The organism is Pseudomonas sp. GW822-FHT07A10 (assembly GCF_058798795.1).
Genome location: NZ_JBXAKV010000001.1, coordinates 641,526 through 665,486 on the forward strand (window position 1 = coordinate 641,526; position 23,961 = coordinate 665,486).

General features: G+C 60.3%; 21 protein-coding genes. 11 read left to right on the top strand and 10 right to left on the bottom strand.

The window, feature by feature from the left end:
• Positions 1-6 precede the first annotated feature (6 nt).
• The 3 genes from AC1RL4_RS02650 to AC1RL4_RS02660 are packed head-to-tail and all read left to right on the top strand — an operon-like array spanning position 7 to position 5,734.
• Entirely contained in the window at positions 7-1,203 is a 1,197-nt protein-coding gene (locus AC1RL4_RS02650) for an efflux RND transporter periplasmic adaptor subunit (RefSeq protein WP_018928960.1), read from the top strand.
• 2 nt (positions 1,204-1,205) lie between these two features.
• Positions 1,206-4,352 (top strand): efflux RND transporter permease subunit, encoded by a 3,147-nt coding sequence (locus AC1RL4_RS02655; protein WP_230172302.1) that lies wholly within the window; start codon positions 1,206-1,208, stop codon positions 4,350-4,352.
• Positions 4,349-5,734: an efflux transporter outer membrane subunit gene (locus AC1RL4_RS02660; protein WP_096480299.1), complete on the top strand. Its 1,386-nt coding sequence runs from the start codon at positions 4,349-4,351 to the stop codon at positions 5,732-5,734. The genes AC1RL4_RS02655 and AC1RL4_RS02660 overlap by 4 nt, the downstream gene beginning before the upstream one ends.
• A 28-nt stretch (positions 5,735-5,762) precedes the next feature.
• On the opposite strand, the gene AC1RL4_RS02665 is transcribed toward AC1RL4_RS02660, so the two are convergent.
• Together AC1RL4_RS02665 and AC1RL4_RS02670 are read right to left on the bottom strand one after the other, a co-directional pair.
• Positions 5,763-7,526 carry an L-lactate permease gene (locus AC1RL4_RS02665; RefSeq protein WP_230172304.1) on the bottom strand — a complete coding sequence of 588 codons (1,764 nt, stop codon included), beginning with the start codon at positions 7,524-7,526 and terminating at the stop codon, positions 5,763-5,765.
• A 113-nt stretch (positions 7,527-7,639) separates the two neighbouring features.
• Positions 7,640-8,272 (bottom strand): TetR/AcrR family transcriptional regulator, encoded by a 633-nt coding sequence (locus AC1RL4_RS02670; protein ID WP_230172305.1) that lies wholly within the window; start codon positions 8,270-8,272, stop codon positions 7,640-7,642.
• Between the two features lie 100 nt (positions 8,273-8,372).
• Here AC1RL4_RS02670 and AC1RL4_RS02675 point away from each other — a divergent pair, with 100 nt between their 5' ends.
• The gene (locus tag AC1RL4_RS02675; protein ID WP_230172306.1) at positions 8,373-9,026 is read left to right on the top strand and encodes an NAD(P)H-dependent oxidoreductase; all 654 of its coding nucleotides are present in this window, start codon (positions 8,373-8,375) and stop codon (positions 9,024-9,026) included.
• Between the two features lie 242 nt (positions 9,027-9,268).
• On the opposite strand, the gene AC1RL4_RS02680 is transcribed toward AC1RL4_RS02675, so the two are convergent.
• Positions 9,269-10,207, bottom strand: coding sequence for a class I SAM-dependent methyltransferase (locus AC1RL4_RS02680; protein WP_019578716.1), 939 nt, complete (start codon positions 10,205-10,207; stop codon positions 9,269-9,271).
• Positions 10,208-10,409: 202 nt separating this feature from the next.
• Here AC1RL4_RS02680 and AC1RL4_RS02685 point away from each other — a divergent pair, with 202 nt between their 5' ends.
• Positions 10,410-10,817, top strand: a complete 408-nt coding sequence (locus AC1RL4_RS02685; protein WP_230172307.1) for a response regulator — start codon at positions 10,410-10,412, stop codon at positions 10,815-10,817.
• Between the two features lie 58 nt (positions 10,818-10,875).
• On the top strand, positions 10,876-11,544 hold the full coding sequence (locus AC1RL4_RS02690) for an HAD-IA family hydrolase (RefSeq protein WP_096480295.1): 669 nt from the start codon (positions 10,876-10,878) through the stop codon (positions 11,542-11,544).
• Positions 11,545-11,569: 25 nt separating this feature from the next.
• On the opposite strand, the gene AC1RL4_RS02695 is transcribed toward AC1RL4_RS02690, so the two are convergent.
• Positions 11,570-12,229, bottom strand: coding sequence for a methyltransferase family protein (locus tag AC1RL4_RS02695; RefSeq protein ID WP_096480294.1), 660 nt, complete (start codon positions 12,227-12,229; stop codon positions 11,570-11,572).
• Between the two features lie 167 nt (positions 12,230-12,396).
• Between AC1RL4_RS02695 and AC1RL4_RS02700 the strand changes: the two genes are divergently transcribed.
• On the top strand, positions 12,397-13,344 hold the full coding sequence (locus AC1RL4_RS02700) for a pyridoxal-phosphate dependent enzyme (RefSeq protein WP_230172311.1): 948 nt from the start codon (positions 12,397-12,399) through the stop codon (positions 13,342-13,344).
• 35 nt (positions 13,345-13,379) lie between these two features.
• Here AC1RL4_RS02700 and AC1RL4_RS02705 read toward each other — a convergent pair whose 3' ends face one another.
• The 3 genes from AC1RL4_RS02705 to AC1RL4_RS02715 all read right to left on the bottom strand — a co-directional run bounded on the left by AC1RL4_RS02705 (position 13,380) and on the right by AC1RL4_RS02715 (position 15,955).
• Positions 13,380-13,697 (bottom strand): DUF2388 domain-containing protein, encoded by a 318-nt coding sequence (locus tag AC1RL4_RS02705; protein ID WP_026286632.1) that lies wholly within the window; start codon positions 13,695-13,697, stop codon positions 13,380-13,382.
• 91 nt (positions 13,698-13,788) lie between these two features.
• Positions 13,789-15,459: a Na/Pi cotransporter family protein gene (locus tag AC1RL4_RS02710; RefSeq protein WP_230172313.1), complete on the bottom strand. Its 1,671-nt coding sequence runs from the start codon at positions 15,457-15,459 to the stop codon at positions 13,789-13,791.
• A gap of 199 nt (positions 15,460-15,658) precedes the next feature.
• Positions 15,659-15,955, bottom strand: coding sequence for a hypothetical protein (locus AC1RL4_RS02715; protein WP_096480292.1), 297 nt, complete (start codon positions 15,953-15,955; stop codon positions 15,659-15,661).
• Between the two features lie 452 nt (positions 15,956-16,407).
• On the opposite strand from AC1RL4_RS02715, the gene AC1RL4_RS02720 reads away from it, so the two are divergent.
• The 3 genes from AC1RL4_RS02720 (at position 16,408) to AC1RL4_RS02730 (ending at position 20,426) form a co-directional block, all read left to right on the top strand.
• Positions 16,408-17,517 carry an NAD(P)/FAD-dependent oxidoreductase gene (locus AC1RL4_RS02720; protein ID WP_230172315.1) on the top strand — a complete coding sequence of 370 codons (1,110 nt, stop codon included), beginning with the start codon at positions 16,408-16,410 and terminating at the stop codon, positions 17,515-17,517.
• A gap of 241 nt (positions 17,518-17,758) precedes the next feature.
• Entirely contained in the window at positions 17,759-18,265 is a 507-nt protein-coding gene (locus AC1RL4_RS02725; RefSeq protein WP_018928975.1) for a DinB family protein, read from the top strand.
• Between the two features lie 409 nt (positions 18,266-18,674).
• Entirely contained in the window at positions 18,675-20,426 is a 1,752-nt protein-coding gene (locus AC1RL4_RS02730; RefSeq protein ID WP_096480290.1) for an immunoglobulin-like domain-containing protein, read from the top strand.
• Positions 20,427-20,581: 155 nt separating this feature from the next.
• Here the strand turns inward: AC1RL4_RS02730 and AC1RL4_RS02735 are convergent, their stop codons facing one another.
• From AC1RL4_RS02735 to AC1RL4_RS02745, 3 genes are all read right to left on the bottom strand, one after another.
• A complete protein-coding gene (locus AC1RL4_RS02735; protein WP_230172320.1) occupies positions 20,582-20,941 on the bottom strand; it encodes a DUF6124 family protein in 360 nt (119 codons plus the stop codon).
• A 373-nt stretch (positions 20,942-21,314) separates the two neighbouring features.
• Complete coding sequence (locus AC1RL4_RS02740) at positions 21,315-22,709, bottom strand: sensor histidine kinase (protein ID WP_230172321.1); 1,395 nt, start codon at positions 22,707-22,709, stop codon at positions 21,315-21,317.
• On the bottom strand, positions 22,687-23,370 hold the full coding sequence (locus tag AC1RL4_RS02745) for a response regulator transcription factor (protein WP_007934994.1): 684 nt from the start codon (positions 23,368-23,370) through the stop codon (positions 22,687-22,689). Before AC1RL4_RS02745 ends, AC1RL4_RS02740 begins: the two co-directional genes overlap by 23 nt.
• 160 nt (positions 23,371-23,530) lie before the next feature.
• On the opposite strand from AC1RL4_RS02745, the gene AC1RL4_RS02750 reads away from it, so the two are divergent.
• On the top strand, positions 23,531-23,854 hold the full coding sequence (locus AC1RL4_RS02750) for a YdcA family protein (protein ID WP_230172376.1): 324 nt from the start codon (positions 23,531-23,533) through the stop codon (positions 23,852-23,854).
• The last annotated feature ends 107 nt before the right edge of the window (positions 23,855-23,961 follow it).

Below are 23,961 nucleotides of genomic sequence, written 5' to 3' on the forward strand. Positions count from 1 at the left end.
GCATTTATGTCGACCAAAATTCTCGCCAAATCCCTGGTAACCGCCGCGGTTTTACTGTCCTTGATCATTCTGGTGGTGTTGAGCGGTTGCTCCCCCGGCGCATCCGCGCCCGTGGTCGAACCGGCCAAGGTGTCAGTGATCACGGTGCAACCTCAAAGCCAGGCGCTGACCACGGAGCTGGCCGGGCGCACTCAGGCGTTCATGATCGCCGAGATTCGCCCGCAGGTCGGCGGTATCGTCCAGCAACGGCTGTTTGTCGAAGGCGCCGAGGTCAAGGCCGGGCAGGCGCTGTATCAGCTGGACGCGTCCTCATACAAGGCTGCATTGGCTGAAGCACAGGCGACCCTCGCCAAAGCTCGCGCCACGTTGAAGTCGGCCCAGGCCACAGCCAGGCGTGATGCCCAGTTGGCGAAGATCGATGCCATCAGCCAGCAGGACAACGAGGATGCCCAGGCCAGTCTGCTGACCGCCGAGGCTGAACTGCAAGTGGCCCAGGCCGGCGTGGATACGGCGCGCATCAACCTGGCCTATACCCGCATCAGTTCTCCCGTCAACGGGCGTATCGAAACTTCGACGGTCACCCCCGGCGCATTGGTGGTGGCCAATCAGGACAGCGCACTGACCACGGTGCAGCAACTGGACCCGATCTACGTGGATATCACGCAATCGACCACCGAGCTATTGCGCCTCAAGCGCGACCTCGCCAGCGGTGTGCTGCAAAGCAACGGCGAGGGCGAAGCGCGGATCAGTCTCAAACTCGACGACGGCAGCACCTACGCCCATGAGGGCCGCTTGAAATTCAGCGGGGTCAGCGTCAATGAGGGCACCGGCACCGTGACCCTGCGGGCGGAAATTGCCAACCCGGACCGGCTGTTGCTGCCGGGCATGTATGTGCGGGCGGTGCTGGAGCAGGCCCGGGACGATCAAGCGATCCTGATTCCGCAGCAAGCCGTGACCCGCAGCGCCAGTGGCGTGACGTCGGTGTTGCTGGTGGTCAATGGCAAGGTCGAACAGCGTGTGCTGACTATCGATCGCGCCGTGGGCAACCAATGGTGGGTCACCTCGGGCCTGACGGCGGGTGACCAGGTGATTGTCGAGGGCGGGCAGAAAGTGCGGGTTGGCGCCCCGGTGCTGGCGCAAAACCCGGGCACTCGCAGCCGCACGCGGCAATCGGCGCCGACTGCCATTGCGCAGGAGGGCTGAGCATGGCGCGGTTCTTTATCGATCGACCGATTTTTGCCTGGGTCATCGCCATTGTCATCATGCTCGCCGGCGCCTTGTCGATCAGCCAACTGCCGCTGGAACAGTACCCGGACATCGCTCCGCCAACGGTACGGATCTCCGCCACCTACACCGGCGCCTCGGCCGAGACCGTGGAAAACTCGGTGACGCAGGTCATCGAACAGCAGATGAAAGGGCTGGATAACCTGACCTACATGTCGGCCTCCAGCAGTTCGGCGGGCAGCGCCAGCATCAGCCTGACCTTTGCCGCCGGCACTAACCCTGATGTGGCGCAGATGCAGGTGCAGAACAAACTGCAACAGGCTGAATCACGACTGCCGCAATCGGTGCAGAGCGAAGGCTTGACCGTGACCAAGGGCGGTTCGGACTTTCTGATGATTGCCGCCCTGGCCTCCGATAACGAAAGCGTTACCGGCACCCAGATCGGCGACTACATTTCCAGCACCTTGCTCGACCAGATCAGTCGTATCGATGGCGTCGGCGACGTGCAGACCCTCGGTTCGGGCTATGCCATGCGCATCTGGCTGGACCCGGCCCTGTTGGAAAAGTATGCGTTGATGCCCTCGGACATCAGTAGTGCCCTGGAAGCACAAAACACCGAGGTGTCCGCCGGCCAGCTCGGTGCCTTGCCAGCGGTGGCCGGGCAACAGTTGAACGCCACTATCAGTGCCCGCAGCAAGCTGCAAACCGCCGAAGAGTTTCGCAACGTGGTGGTCAAGTCCACCAGCAATGGAGCCGTGGTGCTGTTGGGCGATGTGGCGCGGGTCGAATTGGGCAGTGAAAGCTACGACGTGAGTTCTGCCCTCAACGGCAAACCCGCTGCCGCCATGGGCGTGCAGCTCGCCGCCGGGGCCAATGCCCTGAGCGTGGGTGAAGCGGTGAAGGCCAAACTTAAGGAACTGGAGCCTTTCTACCCTGCGCAAATGCAGCTCAAGAACGTGATCGCTTACGACACGACCCCCTTTGTCAGCCTGTCCATCGAAGAAGTGGTCAAGTCTTTGGGCGAAGCGATCGTGCTGGTGGTGCTGATCATGTTCCTGTTCCTGCAGAATCTGCGGGCCACGCTGATCCCGGCGATCACCGTGCCGGTGGTATTGCTGGGCACCTTCGGCGTGCTCGCGCTGTTCGGCTATTCAATCAATACCCTGACCATGTTCGCCATGGTCCTGGCTATCGGACTGCTGGTGGACGATGCCATCGTGGTGGTGGAGAACGTCGAGCGGGTGATGAGTGAGAAGGGACTTTCGGCGCTGGCGGCGACTCGCCAGTCCATGGCGGAAATCACCAGCGCGCTGATCGGCATCGCTCTGGTGCTCAGCGCCGTGTTTATTCCCATGGCATTTTTCGGCGGTTCCACAGGGATTATCTATCGGCAGTTTTCGGTGACCATCGTCTCCGCCATGCTCCTGTCGGTGCTGGTGGCGATGACGCTGACACCGGCCTTGTGTGCGACCTTGCTCAAGCCGTCCGATGCCCAGGGCCATGGTGCGCAAAGCGGCTTCTTCGGCTGGTTCAACCACAGCTTCGAGCGCAGTGCCTTGCGTTATCAACAATGGGTCGGTGGCATTTTGCAGCGTGGGCGTCGGAGCTTGCTGGTGTACGGGGTGATTTTGTTGGCGATGGGCGCTGGTTACGCCAGCCTGCCGACTTCGTTCTTGCCGGATGAAGACCAAGGCATCCTCATGGCGCAGATCCAGCTGCCGGTGGGCGCCACTGATAGTCGAACTCAGGCAGTAATGAAGCAGTTCGAGAGCTACATGCTCGAACAATCGGAAGTCGAGGCGCTGATCAGCATCAGCGGTTTGGGCATGGGTGGCAACAGCCAGAATACCGGCCGGGCTTTCATCAAACTCAAGGATTGGAGCGAGCGTTCAGGGAAAGGGCAGGACGCGGCTTCTATTGCCCAACGTGCAACCCTGGCGTTGGCGAGCATTAGCGATGCCAACGTGTTTGTCATGCAGCCGCCGGCTGTACGTGGCCTGGGGCAAAGTTCGGGGTTCGACCTGCAACTCAAAGACCTTGGTGGACTGGGGCATGACGCCCTGGTTGCCGCGCGGGAGCAGTTCATCGAGTTGGCGAAGAAAGACCCGCGGCTGCTGGGAGTACGCAGCAATGGCCTGGACGATACACCGCAGCTCAAGGTCAGCATCGACGATCGCAAGGCCGGGGCCTTGAGTCTGAGCACCAGCGATATCAACGCTACCTTGTCCACGGCGTTGGGCGGCACTTACGTCAACGACTTCCTCAACCAGGGGCGGGTGAAGAAGGTCTACGTGCAGGGTCAGGCGTCGGCGCGGATGCAGGCGGCGGACCTGGAGCACTGGTTTGTGCGCAACAGCAAGGATGAGATGGTGCCGTTTTCCTCGTTCGCCAGTAGCTCGTGGAGCTATGGCTCGCCGTTGCTGGAACGCTACAACGGCAATGCCTCGCTGGAGGTGGTCGGCGATCCGGCTCCGGGGGTGAGTTCCGGGGTCGCCATGGACGCGGTGGAAGCGATCATCAAACAACTGCCCGAAGGCATCGGCTACGAGTGGACCGGGCAGTCTTATCAACTGCGCCTGTCCGGCTCCCAGGCGCCGCTGCTGTACGGGATCTCGGTGTTGTTTGTGTTCCTCTGCCTCGCGGCGTTGTACGAGAGTTGGTCGGTGCCATTTTCGGTAATGCTGGTGGTGCCGCTGGGGGTGGTCGGCGCGGTGCTGGCGACTCGTTTCAGTGGTTTGAGCAACGACGTGTACTTCCAGGTCGGGTTGTTGACCACGGTGGGGCTGGCGGCGAAGAACGCGATCCTGATCGTTGAGTTTGCCAAGCACCTGCAAGAGCAGGGCAATAGCCTGAGGGACGCGACGCTGACTGCCGTGCGTCAACGCCTGCGACCGATCCTGATGACGTCTTTAGCCTTCATGTTCGGCGTGTTGCCACTGGCATTGAGCTCCGGCGCCGGTTCTGCCGGGCGCCAGGCCATCGGCACTGGCGTGCTGGGGGGCATGTTCAGCGCCACCGTGCTGGGGATCTTCTTTGTGCCGCTGTTTTTCGTGCTGATCCGTCGTCGTTTCGGTCGCGTATCCACCGCAACAACCGCCAACCCAACCGCGCAGAAAGGTGATGCATGATCAAGTTTCATTGGCCCTTGTTGGCTGCTCTGGTGTTGCTCAGTGGTTGTGTCAATCTGGCGCCGCAGTATCAGCGCCCCGAGGCGCCAGTTGCCGAGCAATGGCTGCCGACCACCCGTGTGCCCTCGGGCGATGCAGCGGCGGATATTCACTGGCAGCAGTTCTTTACCGACAGTCGCCTGGCGCGCTTACAGACCCTGGCCCTGACCAACAACCGTGATTTGCGTCTGGCCAGCCTGAACATCGAAAAGGCCCAGGCTCAATATCGCATTCAACGGGCGGCGGCGTTTCCCACCATCGATGCCGGAGTCAGCGGCACACATAGCCGCACGTCCAGCAGCGGCACGGCGAGCACCAGTCATGAGTACAGTGCGCAACTGGGGCTGAGCAGTTATGAACTGGATGTGTTCGGGCGGGTACAGAACCTTCAGGACGAAGCGCTGGAAGACTATCTGGCGCTGACCGAAACCCGGCGTAGCACCCAGATCAGCCTGGTGGCTGAAGTAGCCACCGCCTGGTTGACCCTGGCGGCGGACAATGAGCGTTTGCAACTGGCCCAGGAAACCCTGCGCAGCCAACAGGCAACCTACGAACTGACCCAACGCAGCCATGCCTTGGGCGGCTCTTCCGGTTTGGCCCTGGCTCAGGCGCAAACCACTGTTGAGTCGGCCCGAGGCGATGTGGCGGTCTACGCCAGTCAGATTCTCCAGGACCGCAATGCCCTGCGCTTACTGGTCGGCAGTGATGTTCCCGATGAGCTGCTTCCCGGTGCGAGTCTGCAATCGGTCGCGCTGCTGGTTCAGGTGCCGGATGAGTTACCGTCCAGTCTTTTGCAACGGCGCCCGGATGTGCTGGCCGCCGAGCACACCCTCAAGTCGGCCAACATCGATATCGGCGCGGCCCGTGCGGCGTTCTTCCCGAGCATCAGCCTGACCGCCAACGCCGGTTCTGCGAGTTCGGCCTTGTCCGGTCTGTTCAAGTCCGGCAGCGGCGCCTGGACCTTCGCCCCGAGCGTCAGCCTGCCGATCTTCGATGCCGGCAGCAATCGCGCGACACTGGATGCGGCCAAGGTCGAGCGTGAAATTCAGGTGCAGACCTACCAGCAAACCTTGCAGACAGCCTTCAAGGAAGTGGCCGATGCCCTGGCGGTGCGCAGCACCCTGGACCAACGCCTGACAGCCCAGCAAGCCTTGACCGACGCCAGCCGTAAAAGCTTTGAACTGGCCGACGCGCTCTATCGCGGCGGCTCGCAAAGCTACCTCGAAGCGCTGGACGCCCAGCGTTCGTTGTACAGCGCCCAACAGGACCTGATCACCCTGCGTCTGGCCGAGCAGAGCAACCGGGTGACGTTGTACAAGGTAATGGGGGGCGGCTGGAATTAATGTTCGCGATGAGGCCCGCCCCCCAGGATCAGTGCCCGCCCACCACCATATGGCTAAACGGCGCCACATACGCCTGCAACGTCACCAGCCCGCCGACCAGAATCGCCAGCACCACGGAGTGGAAAAACACGTAGCGCAGGATTTCCCCTTCATGGCCGTACCAGCGGGTGGCGGTGGACGCGACCACGATCGACTGGGCGTCGACCATCTTGCCCATGACCCCGCCAGAACTGTTCGCGGCGGCCATCAGCACCGGGCTCAGGCCCAGTTGCTCGGAGGTCACCCGTTGCAAGCCGCCGAACAGCACGTTGGAGGCCGTGTCCGAGCCGGTCAGGGCCACGCCGAGCCAGCCGAGCAGGGTGCCGAACATCGGGTAGAAAATGCCCGTTGCGGCGAAGGCCAGGCCCATGGTGGCGTCGAGGCCCGAGTAGCGGGTGAGAAAACCCAGGGCGAGCATCGCCACAATGGTGGTGAGCGAATAGCGCACCACCCACAGCGTTCGCAGATAATGGTTCAGCAGTTGCGGGATGGAATAACCCATCAGCAGCCCGCCAAGGATCGCCGCGAGCAAGATGCCGCTACCGGTGCTGGTGAACCAGGTGAACTTGTAGATCGCGTCCTCGGTTTTCGGCGCGGGCACCACGGGCGGGACCTTCTCGATCTGTTGATGAATCGTGGTGAAGGTCACGCTCGGGGCAAAGATCGGGTTGGCCTCGCGCATTGGCTTGCCCTGAGGATCAAGTCTGGCCGAGTGGGTTTGCGGATCCATGGCCGGGCGGGTATCGAACAGGTTTTTGAAGCTTTGGGTGCCCCAGGCGAAAACGAACACCGTGAGGATGATCCACGGCATCCATGCGCGCATTACGGCGGGTTTTGCATCGCTGGCAAAGGTCGCGCTGGCGACGGGTTTTTCGTCATGCTCTTCGGCTATTTTGGAATGGTCGACTCGCCCTGACAGGGCGGCCGAGGTATGCACCGTGGCCGGTTTCCAGACCCTCAGAAAACCGGTCAGGCAGGCCATGGTAATCAGTGCCGCGATGACGTCCACCAGCATTGGCCCGTGGTAGTTGGAGACGAGGAATTGCGGTATGGCGAAGCTGACGCCGGCAACCAGAATCGCCGGCCAGATTTCCAGCATCTTGCGCCAGCCGGCGAAGGCCCAGATCAGCCAGAACGGCACGATCACCGAGAAGAACGGCAACTGGCGACCGACCATCATCGACAGCTCCATTTCATCCAGCCCGGTCACTTTGGCCAGGGTGATGACGGGCGTGCCCAGTGCACCGAACGCCACGGGCGCGGTATTGGCGATCAACGCCAGGCCAGACGCGGCCAGGGGCGAGAAACCCAACCCGATCAGAATGGCCCCGGTTACCGCCACGGGAGTGCCGAAACCGGCGGCCCCTTCGAAGAAGGCACCGAAGCAGAAGGCAATCAGCAGCAATTGCAGACGTCGGTCGTCGGTGATGCGCGCCAGGGAGTCTTGCAGCACTTTGAACGAGCCGTTCTCGGTGGTCAGCCGATGCAGGAAAATAATGTTGAGCACGATCCAGCCAATCGGCAACAGACCGTTGGCGGCGCCGAACAGTGCGGCCGAGCCCGCCATGTTCGCGGGCATGCCGAAGGCGAAAATCGCGATCAGCAAGGCCGAACCCAGGGCCAACAACGCCGCCAGATGCGCCTTGATGTGGAAAAACGCCAGGGAAACCAGCATTACCACCACCGGCGTCGCCGCCATGAGCGTTGATAGCACCGGGTTACCGAAGGGGTCGTAGATTTGCTGCCAGACCATTTTCCACCTCTGCTTTTTATTGTGGGTAGCGCGGGGAAGGTGGCTTGAGTATAGGTGGCAATACGCTGCTGTCCTGGCGGGTGCTTGCCAGCCCTACGATGCGCGTTAGGTTTCTAGACCCTCCTGACGCGTGCGCTCCTTTCGACCATCGCCACGATCGTTTCGAAGAGTTCGTCCTGTGCCTGCTCCGCGGTGATTTCTCCGGTCGCGGCAGCATGGGACAGCGCCTCGGCGGCACCGAGCATCGCCCGAAGACTCGCTGGCGCGATATCACCGGTTCCGGCGAAGGGGAGCAGGGCGTTGCGGCACTTGCCCATGAAGATCGCTTCGTACTCGCGCTTGATCTTTTCCAGCTCGGGCGAGCTCGTCAGCGCCGCGATCACACCCGGTATCTCGCGGCCCTGAAGCAGAACGCAGTCGACATAAGACGAGGCGATGACCATTGCCTTACTGGCCAGTGTCGGTTCACTGGCTTCAAGCGCGGTATCCATGAGCGCGGTCTGACGTGCGTCGAACTCCTGATAGAGCACCGCCAGCAACCCGGGGCGGGTGGTGAAGTGATCGTAAACCACCGGTTTTGTGACCCCCGCCTGTTCGGCGAGCCGGCCAAGCGTCAACGCGTCCGTACCTTCCTCTCGAACGAGTTGCCAGGCGACATCCAGCAACTGGCGCAGGCGCTCCTCCCGCGACATCCGCCGGCGCGGTTGCGGACTGGAATCTTGCTCGGGTGTTTCGGTGCTTGACATGGCTATATACCAAAAGTAGCTTACTGAGCGTAACTTACCAAGAGTATATAAGGCTCGCCTTTCACCCTCAATCACTCATTCCGTAGCAGGAGATTTTGCCATGCACGCGCTCATCGTTGTGGCTCACCATGACCCCCAATCGCTTACCCATAGCCTCGCGAGACACGTCGCTGAAGGAGTATCCGAGGCGGATGCCGACCACTCTTTCGAAATTGCGGACCTCTGGGCGCAAGGGTTCGATCCGAGATTCGGCGCGGCCGATCTCGCCGTCCATCACCGTGAAGCACCGCCGCCCGCCGATGTGGCCGCCGAGCAGGCGCGAATCGATCGCGCCGATGCACTGGTGCTGGTTTATCCGGTTTATTGGTGGTCGATGCCGGCGCTGCTCAAAGGCTGGATCGACCGTGTGTTCGCCAATGGCTGGGCGTTCGATTTCGCGGCGGATGCCAGGTTGGAGAAGAAGCTTCGCCATCTGCGGGTTCATCTGGTGGGTGTTGGCGGTGCCGACGCAGGAACCTATGCGCGCCACGGTTATGCCGACGCCATGAAGACGCAGATCGACCATGGGATCTTCGATTATTGCGGTGCTTGCGTGGTGACGTCCGAGTTGCTGCTCGAATCGGAAATCCAGGAACCGACGGTTCATCTGCAGGCTGCTCGCACGATCGGTCGTGAGCTTTTCGCTGCCTCTGGGCGCTGCGATGTGGGCCAGGATGTTCAACGTTACCGAGCGGTCGGCGCCGAGGCTTTTTGACAGACAAAAAAAGAGCCTCAAAGCTCTTTGATGGGGAGGAAGTAGAGCCGAGAGGCTCAAGATGCGCATGAAACAAGGGGTGGGCTTATTGGGGTTCAGTTCACCCACCACTTACGCAACGGTTTAAACCTCCAACCGCTGCGTATCATCATCGTAGGAAGCCGCGGGTTCGGGCTCAAGTACCATTAGTCTACTGAGTCTGGCCGGCCTGCCTGGTGTTGAATCACCATTTTGATTTTCAGCTACCCCTGCCTGAACACCAACGCCTTCAACCCACACTCGACATCGGCATCGGGAAACTCCGGCGGATTCTCCAACCGTTGCTCAAACCGCAGGCTCGGTGCTTCGCGAGTGACGCCGTCGATGAGGAAGTCCGCACCAAAGGCCGGATCATTCATGCAGGCCAGCACCGTACCCTGAGGGCTGAGCAACTCCGGCAGACGGCGCAGTACGCGCTGATAATCCTTGGTCAGCAGAAAACTGCCCTTCTGAAAGGACGGTGGGTCGATGATCACCAGATCATAAGGGCCGCTATTGATCACTTTGCCCCAGGACTTGAACAGGTCGTGGCCGAGAAAGCTCACCTTGCTCAAGTCATGGCCGTTGAGCCGGTGATTGTCGCGACCACGGCTCAGGGCCGCGCGGGACATGTCCAGGTTGACCACATGCGTAGCGCCTCCTGCGATGGCGGCCACTGAAAACCCGCAGGTATAGGCAAACAGGTTCAGCACCCGCTTGCCGTCAGCATTGGCCCGCACCCAATCGCGGCCGTAGCGCATGTCGAGAAACAGGCCGGTGTTCTGTTTGCGGCCCAGGTCCACGCGATACTGCAGACCGCCCTCGGTGATCGTCATCTCCTCGATCGGCTCCCCGAGCAGCCATTCGGTGGTGCTTTCCTGCAAATAGCGATGTTGCAGCAGCAAGGTATGCGCGCCTGAGGCTTTCCACGCAGGTGACTGTGTGATCGCCATCAGTCGCTGCTTCAAATCATCCAGTTGCGACGCTTGCGGCTCCTTGAACACGCAGACCAGCACCACGCCCTGGAGCCAGTCGACGGTCAATTGCTCCAACCCCGGCCAGCAGCGCCCACGGCCGTGAAACAGCCGACGGGTTTCTGCGGGGGCGGCCGCAAGTGCTGTCAGCAAATGGTCGTGGAGGATGGAGAGGGCGTCTGGATTCATCGGACAAGGTCGGCAATGTAGAAGGGGGCGGCATTTTAACCACAATTATGCGCGGACAAACGGTCGGGTTTACCGGCCTGGACGGAGAATGTCCTGGATAGGTGTATCAAAAATGAATTTTCCGTGAAGTCCGCTGTTCATACCTGTAGGTGGCGGATTTGAGCCTGCGAAACTATTTGCGCAATCAGGGAGTGGCACAGTGATGAGTCCAGTATCGACGGCGGGCGCGCATTTGTCTGACGGATTGATTCTTGTGGTTGAGGACGACCCGTTGATCCTCGAGTTTCTTTGCGAAATTCTTCAGGAGGAAGGCTTTGCGGTTGAACCACAGATCAGCGCGGATGCGGCTTCGCAGTTTCTGGAGCAGCACGCGCCGGAGGTGGGGCTGTTGCTGACGGACATCACCATGCCGGGAAAACTCAATGGCGCGGACCTGGCCAATCAGTTTGGCGACCGTTGGCCAGACAAACCGATCATGATCATGTCCGGCTTCGAAACTCCGAAAAGCTCCGGGGTCAAGCATCCGGTTTCGTTCATCAGGAAACCCTGGGCGGTGGGGCAGTTGCTCGATTGTGTGCAAAACGCCTTGCAGTCGACCCGAGGCCTGTAAGAGCTGGTGTACATTAGCTGATAACATTTGCCTGGCTCTTGCAAAAGGAAGTCGCCCTTTGTCTGTCAAAACGTCCCTGCTCAACGGGTCATACCGTGGCTTGCTGTTCGATATGGACGGCACCGTCCTCAACTCCATCGCCGCCGCCGAGCGGATCTGGACAACCTGGGCCGTGCGCCACGGCGTCGATGTCGAAACCTTCCTGCCGACCATCCATGGCGTTCGCGCCATCGACACCATCAATCGCCTGGCGTTGCCAGGAGTAGATGCCGAAGCTGAAGCGGCGTGGATCACCGAGGCGGAAATCGATGATGTGGAGGGGATTGTCGAGGTGTCCGGCGCGGCGAATTTCCTCAAGTCGCTGCCCGCCCACCAATGGGCCATCGTTACCTCTGCGCCGCGGGCCCTGGCGTTGCGCCGAATGGCCGCTGCCGGCATTCCCGAGCCTGGCGTGATGGTGACCGCCGAAGACGTCAGCGCCGGCAAGCCCGACCCTGCGGGCTATCGGCTGGCGGCTCGTCGACTGCAGGTTGATCCAGCCGAGTGCCTGATCTTCGAAGACGCCGACGTCGGAATTCGCGCAGGTGAAGCGGCGGGTGCCAACATCATGGTCATCACCGCGACCCACGTTCATCCCCTTCAGACCCGGCACGCCACACTGGCCAGTTATGACTCGGTCACGAGCCATGTGGATGCCAATAACCTGATCCGTTTACACTTTTTGTAATCGACACGGCCCTGATGTGGTCAGTTCAGTAGATCCCCGGAATCAATCGCCAGCTACGGGCGCAATAAGCGTCGTATTCGCTGCCGAACTGCGTGCGTAACAGCGCTTCTTCAGAGCGAATGCGGGCGATCAGCGGTATCAACATCAGTGCCACCAGCAGCAACCCGACGCCGGAACGAAAGGCCAGCGCCCAGCCCACGCCATTGATCAGCAGCCCCAGGTAGCTGGGGTTGCGTACATTCCGATAAATTCCGTCGGTGACCAGGCGGTGTCCTGGCTGAATCGCCACTAATCCGCTGAAGCGCTTGCCCAGTACAAACACCGGCCACATCCGCAACGCGCCGCCGCCAATGAACAGCAGCGCGCCCAACCAACGCACGCCCTCGCCACCGAAGGTCCAGAAGTCGATCCGGTCGGTGTAGGCCGGCAGATACCCGCTCAGCAACCCGAGCACCCCGAAAACCGGCAGCACCCAGCGATTGGCCCGGTCTTCACGTTCGCCAGTGCTCAAATTGCCCTCACTGAACAACGACACGATCGCCATCACCAGGGTCGCAAGCGCAATGACCACCAGCGGTGGATGCGAGAAAAACGCCGCCAACCCGCCCAGCCCGAACACCGCGAGAGCGAGGTAGGCAAGGGTGCTGACAAGGGCGAAAAACGCGAGTTTGGCTGAGATTTTCATAACTGATCTCGCAAAAAGGGCATATCACCAGTGTAGAGGGGCAGCCCGTTATGAGAGCGGTAGTCGTCGAGCAGGGTGAACTAAGCTTGGATAAAGATAAGCCTGTCCGTTCACTTCCGGCCCGTTGAAAGATCTCAACGCGCCGGTGCTGTCACAAGGAGCACACGATGCTTCACATCAGAACGCCCCTGATTCTGCACCCGGGTCTGTCGACTCCGACCAGGCGAATCTGGCTCAAGCTGGAAAACCTGCAACCCAGCGGCTCGTTCAAACTGCGCGGCATGGGCCTGTTGTGCAGCCAGGCGGCGGAGCAGGGCAAGCGCAAAGTTGTCTGCCCATCCGGTGGCAATGCCGGTTTGGCCACGGCGGTGGCCGCCGCCAACCTTGGGCTGAAAGCCTGCATCGTGGTGCCGAACACGACCCCGGAAACCACCCGCGCCAGGATCAGAAAAACCGGTGCCGAGGTGATTGTCTATGGCAAGGTCTGGGACGAGGCCAATCAACGGGCGAAAGAACTCGCGCAGGGCGCAGACACCGAATATGTACCGGCTTTCGATCACCCGGTGTTGTGGGAAGGGCACAGCACCATGGTCGATGAAATCCTCGAGGACTGCCCTCAAGTCGATGCGTTGGTGACATCCGTGGGGGGCGGCGGATTGCTGGCGGGCCTGCTCACCGGCCTGATCCGTCATCAGCGCATGGATTGTCGGATCGTTGCGTGCGAAACCCAGGGGGCGGCGTCGTTCGCTGCCGCCATCGCTGCCGGGCACCCGGTCAGACTGCCGCGCATCGACACCGTTGCCACGTCACTCGGCGCCGCGCAAGTGGCCGCTTGGCCGGTGCAGCACATCCTTGATTTCCCGCATGAATGCGTGGTGCTCAGCGATGATGAGGCGATCATGGGCGTGGTTCGTTACGCCAACGACCTGCGCCAGTTGGTCGAACCGGCGTGTGGCGTTTCATTGGCGATTGCCTACCTCGACCATCCGGCAATTGCCGAGGCCCATGACGTGGTGATTGTGGTGTGCGGCGGCGTCAGCATCAGCGCGCAGTTGGTCGCCGGCTGGGCACGCCTGTCTGCCGGGGTCGAAAAACACAGCGTTGAAGCAAGGTAGGGCTGTCACTAGCCCTACCGCTTACGTTTCAGACTTTATTGACCGGCTGGAACACCTTCTTGAACGAGGATCGCTCTGGCCAGGTCTTCATCGCTGGCCTTCAGGTCGGGATGATTCTGGCGAATTTCCTTCAATACCGACTCCAGGTAAACGCCACGGATCGTGCCGCCGCTGGCGACAAAACTGGAGGCGTCATCCCGGGCGGGAATGACCATTTTGTGATCCTTGAACGTTGAGTACAGCGATGCGGATACCCCGGCTGAGGTGGCGACATCGCCCGCATCCACACGGGCCATGGCTGAGCCAAAGGGCAAGCAAAGCACGAGTGAAGATACTAAAAACAGACGGCGCATGACGGCGTCCTCCGAAGCGTGAAGCGTAAAAGAAGTAACACATAATTTAGGATGCCTGGCGGTGGTCAGGAGTTCCCTGCCGATCGACACCTCACTCAATTCCAGCCAGATCTACCGTCATGCGACCCGTAGCGGGAGCATCGATGCTCTCGACCAAGCGCTCACCGGCGCGTTCGAGCAGCGGATACGCCAGGGCGGCGATGTGGTGATGCATGCGCCGGTAATCACGCAGTACCCGCTGGAAAATATCACCGGATTGCGCCCAGGTACTTTTGTCTTCCTGCAACTGGCGAAAGTGCTCGCGGCTGGCGCAGGCTTCGAGCCTTCTGACGGTCTCCTTGCGCTGGATCAGTTGATGGGCGGTGGCGATGTCTTCGCGCAGGAACACGGTGATCGCCAGGCTCAGGCTTTCCAGAACGGCGTCGTGCAGCGGGGCGATGTTGCCCAGTTCGAAGGCCGAGAACTGTTCACCCCGACGCAAGCGGCGCATGGCCAACTGCGTGAGGCTGCTGGAAAGAATGTCCGCGGCATGTTCGAGGTTGATCACGAACGTGAGGATTTCCTGGGAACGATCAGCATCGCTGTCACTGATGCCTTCCTTGCCGATGTCCGCCAGATAAGCGCGAATCGCCGCGCTGAGCAGGTCCAGGGATTGATCGATCCGCTGCACTTCATCGGCGCAGGCCGGTAGCGATGTGTGGAACAGCTGCAGCATCCGGCCGAGCATGGTCGAGAACATGTCGGTCATGCGCAACGCTTCGCGAGCGGCATTCGACAGGCCGATGTTGGCCACTTCCAGGCCGGCTTCGTCCAGATAGCACGGCATGCCGGGATCGACATCCCGCTCAGGTGCCGGCAGCAGTCGGGTGAGGGCATTGGCGAGTACGTCGGTCAGACCGATGAACACCAACGCCAGCAGTAGATTGAAACCGGTGTGCAGGCACACCACCAGGGTCGAGGGCGCGAGCGGCGCCTGAGCGAGCAACCCGGCAAACGGCAAGACCGCCAGAGCACCGACCGCACGCACCAGCAGGTTGCCCAGCGGCAGGCGTCGGCCGACGCTCGATCCGGCGTTGATGACCGAGGGCAGCGCACCGCCAATGTTCACCCCCAGCACCAGCGCGACGATGGTGCTGGCCGAGAGCATGCCAGTGGCGGCCAGCGAGACGATCAGCAACACCACGGCCACGCTGGAGTGGCACAGCCAGGTGAGGATCAGCGCCACCAGCAGCGCAATGACCAGATCGCCCTCGAGGCTCTGCATGATCAGCTGGAAAATCGGCGTGCCTTCGACTTCCGCCAATGTGGAGCCGAGCATGTGCAAGGCCAGGAGCATCAGCCCCAGGCCGATCAGTGCACAACCGACGCTTTCGTAGCGCGAGTCATCGCGCAGACGAAAGACGATCAGGCCCGCCAGCAAAACGCTGGGCGTGAGCATCGACACATCAACGCTGAGCAATTGCACCACCAACGTCGAGCCGATGTTGGCGCCGAGCATCACCGCCAGGGCCGGCGCCAGTCCCAGCGTCCCGGCGGCAGTGAACGAGGTCGCCATCAGGCTCACGGCGGTGCTGCTTTGCAAGACCCCGGTGATACCTATCCCCGACAGCAACGCCATCCAGCGGTTGTTCAGGTTGTGGCCCAGCCACTGACGCAGCGGCGTGCCGAAGCCGCGTAACAGCGCCGAAGAAATCATATGAGTGCCCCATAGCAACAGGGCAATGGAGCCGGCGAGGTTGATCAGTAGAGTAGTTCCCGACATGAGGGCTCTCCCTTGTTTCGTATTGTATTTATTGAAGGCCCGGAACCCGGCTCGTGGTATCTGAATAACACCCGTGATTGTGGTGTTACTTGATGGTCCGCAACTAATTCCAATAATTCAGATTTTTTACGGGCAATAAGAAGTTGTCGGATTCCCGTTTAAGGAAACCGTTCTGGAAGGACTTTGAAGTGCCTTCAGATCAACTGAAAATGCATGCCCCGATAGACAGGCCGAGCATCAGGCTCGCCTGCTGGAAGAGGCGCGCGATGCGCCGACTTTGTGGGTCCTGACTGTCGTCGAAGCTCCAGCGTTGCTGAAGCCGGCCGGTCGTCGGGCAGACACGCCAGTTGGCACGAGGGCGCACCTTGGCGTGGGTAGAAGGGGCGGAGAACGGGGCGCAGAGCCGAGTCGTCAGCAGACGCTCACGGCAGAGCTTGACCCGCATGGTCGATGCAAAGGCGCGTACGCCCGGCATTACAGTGTTTTTGAAGTTCATAACATGCCTCTGGGCCGGACTGATTCCGGTGAGGCAAGTTACGGTGGAGCCTCAAGCTCTAGCGCAGCTCACCCGACCGAAAAGTCGAGGCCCGTCATTGTCTGGGTTATGTGCCAGATCCTGCGTGTGAGCAGTCATCCGACAGCGACTAGATACTGTGTCCATTGAATTCTTTTGTGAGTTGAAAAAAGCCGTTGTTATCGGCCGGCGCAATTTACTCAGGCAGGTTGGCAAAGTCAATCGCCGATAGCCGGTTAAGGTTGTGTTGACGGGGGGAAGTTGGAAAGTGTTCAGGTCAATGACAGTTAATTGTCATTTTGAATGATCGTTAAATGGGAAATTAAACATAGAGTATGAACGCCACGTAGCAGACCGTATGCGGTCATGCTGGCGATATTCTCCAGCCTGATCGATTATCGCATCCAGGGTTGGCTTGAATGAGTGGAGGGCAGGTGAGCGTCGATATCGAATGCGTGGTAGTCGGGGCTGGCGTGGTCGGGCTGGCGGTGGCCAGAGCCCTGGCCCGGACCGGACGAGAAGTGATCCTGGTCGAGGCAGGCGAGGGGATTGGCGTGGGCATCAGTTCGCGCAATTCGGAAGTGATCCACGCCGGGATTTATTACCCGAGCGGCAGTCTCAAGGCGCAATTGTGCGTGGAGGGCAAGCAACGCCTGTATGCCTTCTGCGATGAGCGCGGCGTCGATTACCGGCGCCTCGGCAAGCTGATCGTGGCCACCGATGATCGCCAGCGCCATGCCTTGCAGGCGTTGCTGGAGCAAGGCCGGCGCAACGGTGTCGATGACCTGCTATTACTGGATACCGGTCAGGCACGGGCGCTTGAGCCGGCGTTGTTTTGTGTTGCGGCGCTTTGGTCACCGTCCACCGGGATTGTCGATTCCCACGCCTTGATGCTGGCGCTTCAGGCCGATGCCGAAGCCCGGGGCACCTCGATAGCCTTTCATACGCCGTTTGCATCGGCCCGTTGCACCGAGCAGGGTTTCGATCTGCACATGGGTGGGGCCCAGCCGATGACCTTGAGCTGTCGTGAACTGATCAACTGCGCCGGATTGTCCGCGCCTGAGGTGGCGAGCCGGATCGAAGGCTTGTCGGCGCGGCACGTGCCCAAGGCCTGGTTGTGCAAGGGCAGCTACTTCAGTTTCAGTGGTCAGGCGCCGTTCCGGCATCTGGTTTATCCGGCACCGGAAAGCGCCGGGCTGGGCGTGCACATGACCCTGGACCTGGGCGGTCAGGCGCGTTTCGGGCCGGATGTCGAATGGGTCGAGCAAGTCGATTATCGCGTCGACCCCCATCGCGGCGAAGGCTTCTATCAGGCAATCCGGCGCTACTGGCCGGCGTTGCCCGATGGCAGTCTGCAACCGGCCTACAGCGGTATCCGCCCGAAAATCAGCGGGCCGACCGAGCCGGCCGCCGATTTCGTCATCAGCGGCCCGGACGTCCACGGCGTACCGGGCCTGGTCAATCTGTTCGGCATCGAATCGCCGGGGCTGACCAGTTGCCTGGCATTGGCCGAACGGGTGGTGCAGCACCTGACCTTAATGTAGTTCGCGATAAAGCTCTGTAGCAGCTGGCGCAGCCTGCGTTCGGCTGCGCAGCAGTCGCTAAACCACACGCTACGGGTGGGTCAGATAAACCACGTGCGCAGGATTCACGACTGCTACGCAGCCGAACGCAGGCTTCGCCAGCTGCTACAAGGTTGCGGCATGACCGATAATCAGCGTTTACGATCCTGCCCGCCGTGAGGGCTATTCTTGGCAATGCGCCCATCGCTATGGGAGATCTCTGATGATCAACGTACGCACTGCCCGCATGCTCGCCGATTACAAGCGCTGGGCCGATCAGCGACTCTTCGACAGCCTCATGGCGCTGCCACCTGAAGAACTCAATCGCAAACGGGTGTCGGTGTTCAATAACATGATCGGCGCCTTGAACCACACCTACGTAGTGGATTGCATCTGGCAAGCTCATCTGGAGGGCCGGGGGCACGACTTCAAAACCTCCCACGGCCTGCTCCATACCGAGCTCGCCGAGTTGCGAATGGCGCAACAGGAGATTGATCAATGGTTCTGTGGCTGGAGCTCGGCCCAGACCGAGGAGTCGCTGGATAAGCCCATCGAATTCACCTCCATGTCCGGGGAAAGCGGGGTCATGAGTGCCGGCGCCATGCTGTTGCATGTGGTCAACCACGCCAGCTATCACCGGGGCTGGGTGATCCAGATGTACTTCGACATTCCGGCCATACCGCCGATCACCGACCTGTCAGAGTTTTTGCGCGAGGTTCCGGGGTATTGAGTCGAGCCCAGGCCCAATAACAGCATAAATCCGCTGTGGGAAGTGGCCCTGTGGCGAGGGGGCTTGCCCCCGTTGGGTTGCGAAGCAGCCCCAGAATCTCTGATGTACCAAAGATCTCGTGAGCGCTACGCACTCAAACGGGGGCAAGCCCCCTCGCCACAGGGCTGCTCCCACATTGATCTTCTTTGTTATGGAGATTGGCTCAAGCCTGGGGAACCAGGCTCTGCCGGCAGTCGAGCACCAACTGCGCGCCACCCAGCTCGCTATCGCCCACTTCCAGCGTAATCGGCCGTTCGTCGTAAACCCCCGCGCATCTGTTATTTCTGACAGTAGCCAAGCCACCTTTTTCCGGTGTCTGATTCTGCCATCCAGGCCACCTCACGCGGCCCACCGACAAGGAAGGTGTCCCATGACAGTCAAGCAATCTCCCCCGCAAGTGCTGGCGATCTACCCTCCGCGCATCGTGGGCGCAACCGACGGGGTGATCAGTGAGTCTCCTCCACCTCCTGATGTGCCGGTGCAAGGCGTTCCGCTGGATCTGTTTCAGAACGTCACTCGGGATAACGGGTCCCTGGCCCGAGCGGTGACGCTTTCGATCGATCCGCCAGCGGACGACTATGAGGCGATCTCTTATTGGCTAAACGGCGTGGAGATTCAGCGAAAGGTCATTCCTCCTGCGGATCGTAACCTTCCCATCACCTTCGACGTGTTCGAGTCCGATTTGCTCGATGGCAGCCACAATATCGTGACCTACAAAATCCATCGCGCCAGTGGCAACGACAACGAGTCGGTGGCGCTATGGGTGCTGTACAGCGCCACGCTGCCCGGCGGCAACGATGTTCCCGGCACGGATGACCACCCCTTCCTGGCTATCAGCCTGCCGGCGGAATTGGGCGACCCGCCACACATCGGCAAGGACGAAGCCGCCAAGGGCGTGATCGTCACGCTGATTTACCCGTACTCGAAGGCCTACGACGTCATCACACTGCAGATCAATCGCGAGCGCTTCTTCAAGACCGTAGGGCGTGGTGAGGGTGGCCAACCGGTCAGGTTCGAAGTGACGCAGGCGATGTTGGAGCAGGTCGGCAATCATGAGCGGTGCCCGTTCTCGTTCACGGTGGTCGACCAACTGCGTAACGCCACGCATAAACGGCGCTGGTCACGAACGATCGAAGCGGATGTCGATCTGGATTCTGTCACGTTGACAGCACCGGATATAGCCGAAGATCCCGACGATCACACTGATGATCCAGGCACCATTGATCTGGGGAAGGTGAAGGATTTCTTGTACGTGTTGGTTCATGTTTTTTCACCACTCTGGGAACCCAACGACATCGTTCAGGTGAGCTACACCTCTACGCCGTTAACGGGGCCAGTGGTGACGCACAGCGTAGAGGAAACGGTAGGGCGGTTGCCGTTTACCCACAAACTGCAAGTGCCGTTGGCGAAGGTTCTTGCGAACAGCAAGGTGTCGGTGATTTATAAACTTGTCAGGGATGGCAAAGTGATTGGTGTTTCGACGCCTGCTGTGGCGCAGGTTATCGGCGAATACCCGATAGAACTCATTGTGGACACGACTCCTCTTACTATCTCCGGGCAGAATATCTCCATTGCGGGTTCTGGACTTCCTTGGACTCTCACTGGGGTCGATCTTCCCGGCACTTTCGTCCATCGTCCTGCGTCCGGCGGCGTGCCCCCCATCACATTTACATCATCGGATGAGTCCATCGCTTCGGTCGACCACAGTGGAATGATTCGAAGTGAAGGGAATGGGAAGGCTACCGTCACCGTCTCGGACGCCGGTGGTCAAACAAAGACCATCGACATTTCCTGCGAAAACATCATCACATACCTGTTCAACCCAACCACTTCCACGCATCAAGCGTACGAAGCGTGGCGAACCTCGATCAATGCACACCACCCCATTACCCAATCCGGCGAGGTTATTCACATAGATCTCCTTGTCCGAAAATTCACGTCACACACCCTAACCAACACCTGGGCCGGACCGGTCGTTGTAACCAACCCAATATACGCTTGGGCCTTCACCATCCCCTTCCAGCACATTAATACGCTTCTTCTCACCACCCGTTGCCCCGGCCTCTCATGGCGAGTCATTAATTCTGCTGGGGCTCCTGGCTCCCGATCAGAGGATCAGTAAAACAATATATTTCCATCCTGCACTTTCGCGTCGCCTCGCAGGATGGATGCAATCCGTGGCCAGGGAGCTTGCTCCCGCTTGGCCGCGCAACGGCCCCCAAAAAGGGACCGCCGCACAGCCAGCCTCAGTTACCCGCTCACTAGCGCAAGCGGCCCCTACTTGGGCAGATCAATCTTATCCAGCACCCGGTTCGCGGTGATCTCCGCCACCATGATGCTGTTGGAAATGCCCAGCAGGGCATAGCGCGACTCACCCTCCAGATGATCCACCAACTGGTGGACCATCACATCGACCGAGGCCTGGGTCTCGACCAGAAACACCGCCAGGGTTTCGGCCGTGGCCTCTGGGGCTACGGCAAACAGCTTGCTGGGTTTACGCGCGGTGGCTTTGATGTCGGCGTTCGACGGGAAGTGGAAGTTCAGAGCCCGCTCGGCGGCCTCGTTGAGTTTCTTTGAATCGGGTTCGTATGGGGAGGTCGGATCGGTGTCCGGTGGGTTGGGTGTTACTTTGTACATAGTTGCTAACTCCTGAAATGGAGCCGCAGCCACTTCGCGACTAAACGAATGGAGGCAGCTGTGCGCAGGTTAGTCGACCGGGGAAGTTAGCAAAACCGGCGCGCCCGAGGGCGCCCTGCGCACAACCACCATTAAGCACAGGACTGAAATGCCTGACTGAATGATGCGCTATGCACCTTACTAACAACCACGGGCGACTAAACCCGATCACTGATGGGCAGTGACGGGATCAAGTTACCGAGCGGCCCCAAGGCGCACAAGCCGGCGGATTCTGGCGCAGCCGTAGGCAACGACGCAAGGTTTTGTAGCTTTCAGGAAGTATCCTTGAGGGCGCTTAAACAAGCCCGTTTCACGGTTAAACACGAGCAAGGTCTCAAGCCTGGGGAATCAGGTTCTGCCGGCAATCGAGCACCAACCGCGCACCCCCTAACTCACTGCTGTCCACCTCCAGCGTAAACCCATGCAGGCTGGCAATCGCGGCTACGATCGACAACCCCAGCCCGAAACCGTTTTGCGGGTTGCCGCCTTCGGCGCGATAGAAACGCTGAAACACCGCCTCGCGCTCGGCCGGCGCAATCCCGGGGCCGGAGTCGAGCACTTCAATGCGCGTGTGCCCTGCGTCATTCACCCCACGCAAAATCACCTGGCCGCCCGGCGGGGTGAATTTGATCGAGTTGCTCAGCAAATTCGCCACGGCTTCAAACAGCAGAGCACGGTCGCCGTTGAGCCCGGGCAAGGATTCGGGCATTTGCAGTTCAAAGGTCAGTTCGCCTTCTTCCGCCAGCGGCAGATAAAAGTCATGCAACTCCTGCAGCAACGGCACCGGGTCCAGTTGCACGAACCCCGAACGGCGCTGACGATCCTCCAGTTCGGAAATCCGCAGCAAACCACGGAAACGCGCCATCAAGGTGTCCGCCTCGCCGAGCACGGAGTCCAGTTGCACGGCCAGCGTCGATCCTTCATCGGCCTGCTGCTGAATCCGGTACAGTTGCGCCCGCAGACGAGTGAGCGGCGTGCGCAGGTCATGGGCGATGTTGTCGCACACGCCCTTGACCTCATTCATCAAGCGCTCGATGCGTTCGAGCATGGCGTTGACGATGGCGGCGAGCATGTCCAGTTCGTCACGGCGATTGGACAATGGCAGGCGCCGGGTCAGGTCGCCGGCGACGATGGCTTCGGCGCTGGCCTGGATCGCCCGGATCCGCCGCAGCGGGCGCCGTCTCAATAAATGCCAGCCGGCGATGCCTGGCAAAATCGTCAGCGACACGCCCCACAACAGCGCGTGCAGGATGATTCGGGTCACGGCAAACAACGAACCGTTGTCCCGCACCAGCACCAGCCAGCGGCCGTCCAGGGTTCGGGTCGCGACGGCGTCGCAGCTGTCGGCGGGCAGGGTCGGGTCGTCGGATTCTGCGCAATCGCCGAGCATGTGAATCTTGCCGTCCAGCGGCAGTTCGTCGGGGATCTGGCGCAAGGCGCCGCTGAGGTAGCGCTGCTGGTCATCGAACAGGCCATAGGCATCGATGCCGCGAATGTCGAAGGTCATGCTGGCGGCGAGGGCATCGACCAGTTGCTCGCCCTGGAAGCGTGAAAACAGATGCTGACGTTGCATCAGCGAGTGTTTGGCGAGGGTGTCGAGGTAGCTGGACACCTCGTAATACATGACCCCCATGAGAATCGCGCTCCAGGCCACGAACAGCGAACTGTAAAGGGCCAGCAAGCGGCTGCTGGAGGAACGCCAGCCTTTAGAGGGGTTCAGCAATGACATAACCCGAGCCTCGCACGGTCCGAATCAGTGGGACTTTGCCTGGCGGGTCGATTTTCTTGCGCAGACGGCCGATGTGCACGTCGATCAGGTTGGTGCCGGGGTCGAAGTGATAACCCCAGACTTCTTCGAAAATCATCATCCGCGACAGAATCTGCCCGGTGTTGCGCATCAGAAATTCCAGCAACTTGTACTCGGTGGGCAACAGCGTCAGCAACTGGCTGTCGCGGCTGGCCTCGTGGCTGATCAGGTTCAGCTCAAGATCGGCCACGCGCAACGTGGTGGCCTGGGCGGTCACGGTGTTCTGCCGGCGCAGCAAGACTTCGACCCGGGCGGCCATTTCATCGGTGGCGAACGGTTTGGTCAGGTAATCATCGCCGCCGGCGCGCAAGCCACGCACGCGTTCATCGACGTCGGAGAGGGCGCTGATCATCAGGATCGGCGTGGCCACACCCATGGTGCGCAAGGTGGTGACAATCGCCAGGCCATCGAGCTCCGGCAGCATGCGATCGAGGGTGATCAGGTCGTAGTCGCCACTGACGGCGCGCTCCAGGCCTTCGCGGCCATTGTCGACCCAATCCACCTCAAGGCCGTGGCTGCTCAGTTCGGCGACGATTTCCCGGGCGGTCACGGCGTCGTCTTCGATGGTCAAAATACGGGTCATAGGGCTTGCCTGATAATCGGTTCAATACGAAGTTGAGGCATTTTGCCAAGAATTACATGCGGCTGATTAAATTAACTTTCATGTGGTCTCGTGAGGCTGGTCGCAACATGGATATCATCCAGCCATGACTCTAAAGGGAAGCTGCACTGTGCGCACTTTAATGGTTCGTGGCTGGATGCCAATATTTGTGCTGTTGTTGTGCCTGTTCGGTTCATCCGCCTGGGCTGCCAATACGCCGTGTTCGGGGAAGAAGGGCGGTATCGATCGTTGCGACGGTGATCTGTTCCTGTGCAATGACGGCTCCATCAGCGGTTCGAAGAAAAGCTGTTCGGCGATGTTTGGCACTCAAGGCCAGGCGCGACCGCAGACGCTGTTACAGGAAACCGACGGCTGCGCCTGCGGCACCGGTACGTTCTGCACCGGGCCCGGAGGCGGGGTGTATTGCCTGACGCCCAGTGGCAACAAGAGTTACAAGCGCAAGTAATTCGTTTGCAGCCAAAAAACGCTTAGCGCAATGCTTAGCGACGATGTGGGATAGGACGCAGGTGTTTTCACTGGCCTGGATCAATATTTCCTTCAGCGATATCTCCT

Coding starts and splice junctions, on each gene's coding strand:
- AC1RL4_RS02650 (WP_018928960.1), top strand. CDS start 7: ATGTCGACCAAAATTCTCGCCAAATCCCTGGTAACCGCCGCGGTTTTA.
- AC1RL4_RS02655 (WP_230172302.1), top strand. CDS start 1,206: ATGGCGCGGTTCTTTATCGATCGACCGATTTTTGCCTGGGTCATCGCC.
- AC1RL4_RS02660 (WP_096480299.1), top strand. CDS start 4,349: ATGATCAAGTTTCATTGGCCCTTGTTGGCTGCTCTGGTGTTGCTCAGT.
- AC1RL4_RS02665 (WP_230172304.1), bottom strand. CDS start 7,526: ATGGTCTGGCAGCAAATCTACGACCCCTTCGGTAACCCGGTGCTATCA.
- AC1RL4_RS02670 (WP_230172305.1), bottom strand. CDS start 8,272: ATGTCAAGCACCGAAACACCCGAGCAAGATTCCAGTCCGCAACCGCGC.
- AC1RL4_RS02675 (WP_230172306.1), top strand. CDS start 8,373: ATGCACGCGCTCATCGTTGTGGCTCACCATGACCCCCAATCGCTTACC.
- AC1RL4_RS02680 (WP_019578716.1), bottom strand. CDS start 10,207: ATGAATCCAGACGCCCTCTCCATCCTCCACGACCATTTGCTGACAGCA.
- AC1RL4_RS02685 (WP_230172307.1), top strand. CDS start 10,410: ATGAGTCCAGTATCGACGGCGGGCGCGCATTTGTCTGACGGATTGATT.
- AC1RL4_RS02695 (WP_096480294.1), bottom strand. CDS start 12,229: ATGAAAATCTCAGCCAAACTCGCGTTTTTCGCCCTTGTCAGCACCCTT.
- AC1RL4_RS02700 (WP_230172311.1), top strand. CDS start 12,397: ATGCTTCACATCAGAACGCCCCTGATTCTGCACCCGGGTCTGTCGACT.
- AC1RL4_RS02705 (WP_026286632.1), bottom strand. CDS start 13,697: ATGCGCCGTCTGTTTTTAGTATCTTCACTCGTGCTTTGCTTGCCCTTT.
- AC1RL4_RS02710 (WP_230172313.1), bottom strand. CDS start 15,459: ATGTCGGGAACTACTCTACTGATCAACCTCGCCGGCTCCATTGCCCTG.
- AC1RL4_RS02715 (WP_096480292.1), bottom strand. CDS start 15,955: ATGAACTTCAAAAACACTGTAATGCCGGGCGTACGCGCCTTTGCATCG.
- AC1RL4_RS02725 (WP_018928975.1), top strand. CDS start 17,759: ATGATCAACGTACGCACTGCCCGCATGCTCGCCGATTACAAGCGCTGG.
- AC1RL4_RS02730 (WP_096480290.1), top strand. CDS start 18,675: ATGACAGTCAAGCAATCTCCCCCGCAAGTGCTGGCGATCTACCCTCCG.
- AC1RL4_RS02735 (WP_230172320.1), bottom strand. CDS start 20,941: ATGTACAAAGTAACACCCAACCCACCGGACACCGATCCGACCTCCCCA.
- AC1RL4_RS02740 (WP_230172321.1), bottom strand. CDS start 22,709: ATGTCATTGCTGAACCCCTCTAAAGGCTGGCGTTCCTCCAGCAGCCGC.
- AC1RL4_RS02745 (WP_007934994.1), bottom strand. CDS start 23,370: ATGACCCGTATTTTGACCATCGAAGACGACGCCGTGACCGCCCGGGAA.
- AC1RL4_RS02750 (WP_230172376.1), top strand. CDS start 23,531: ATGGTTCGTGGCTGGATGCCAATATTTGTGCTGTTGTTGTGCCTGTTC.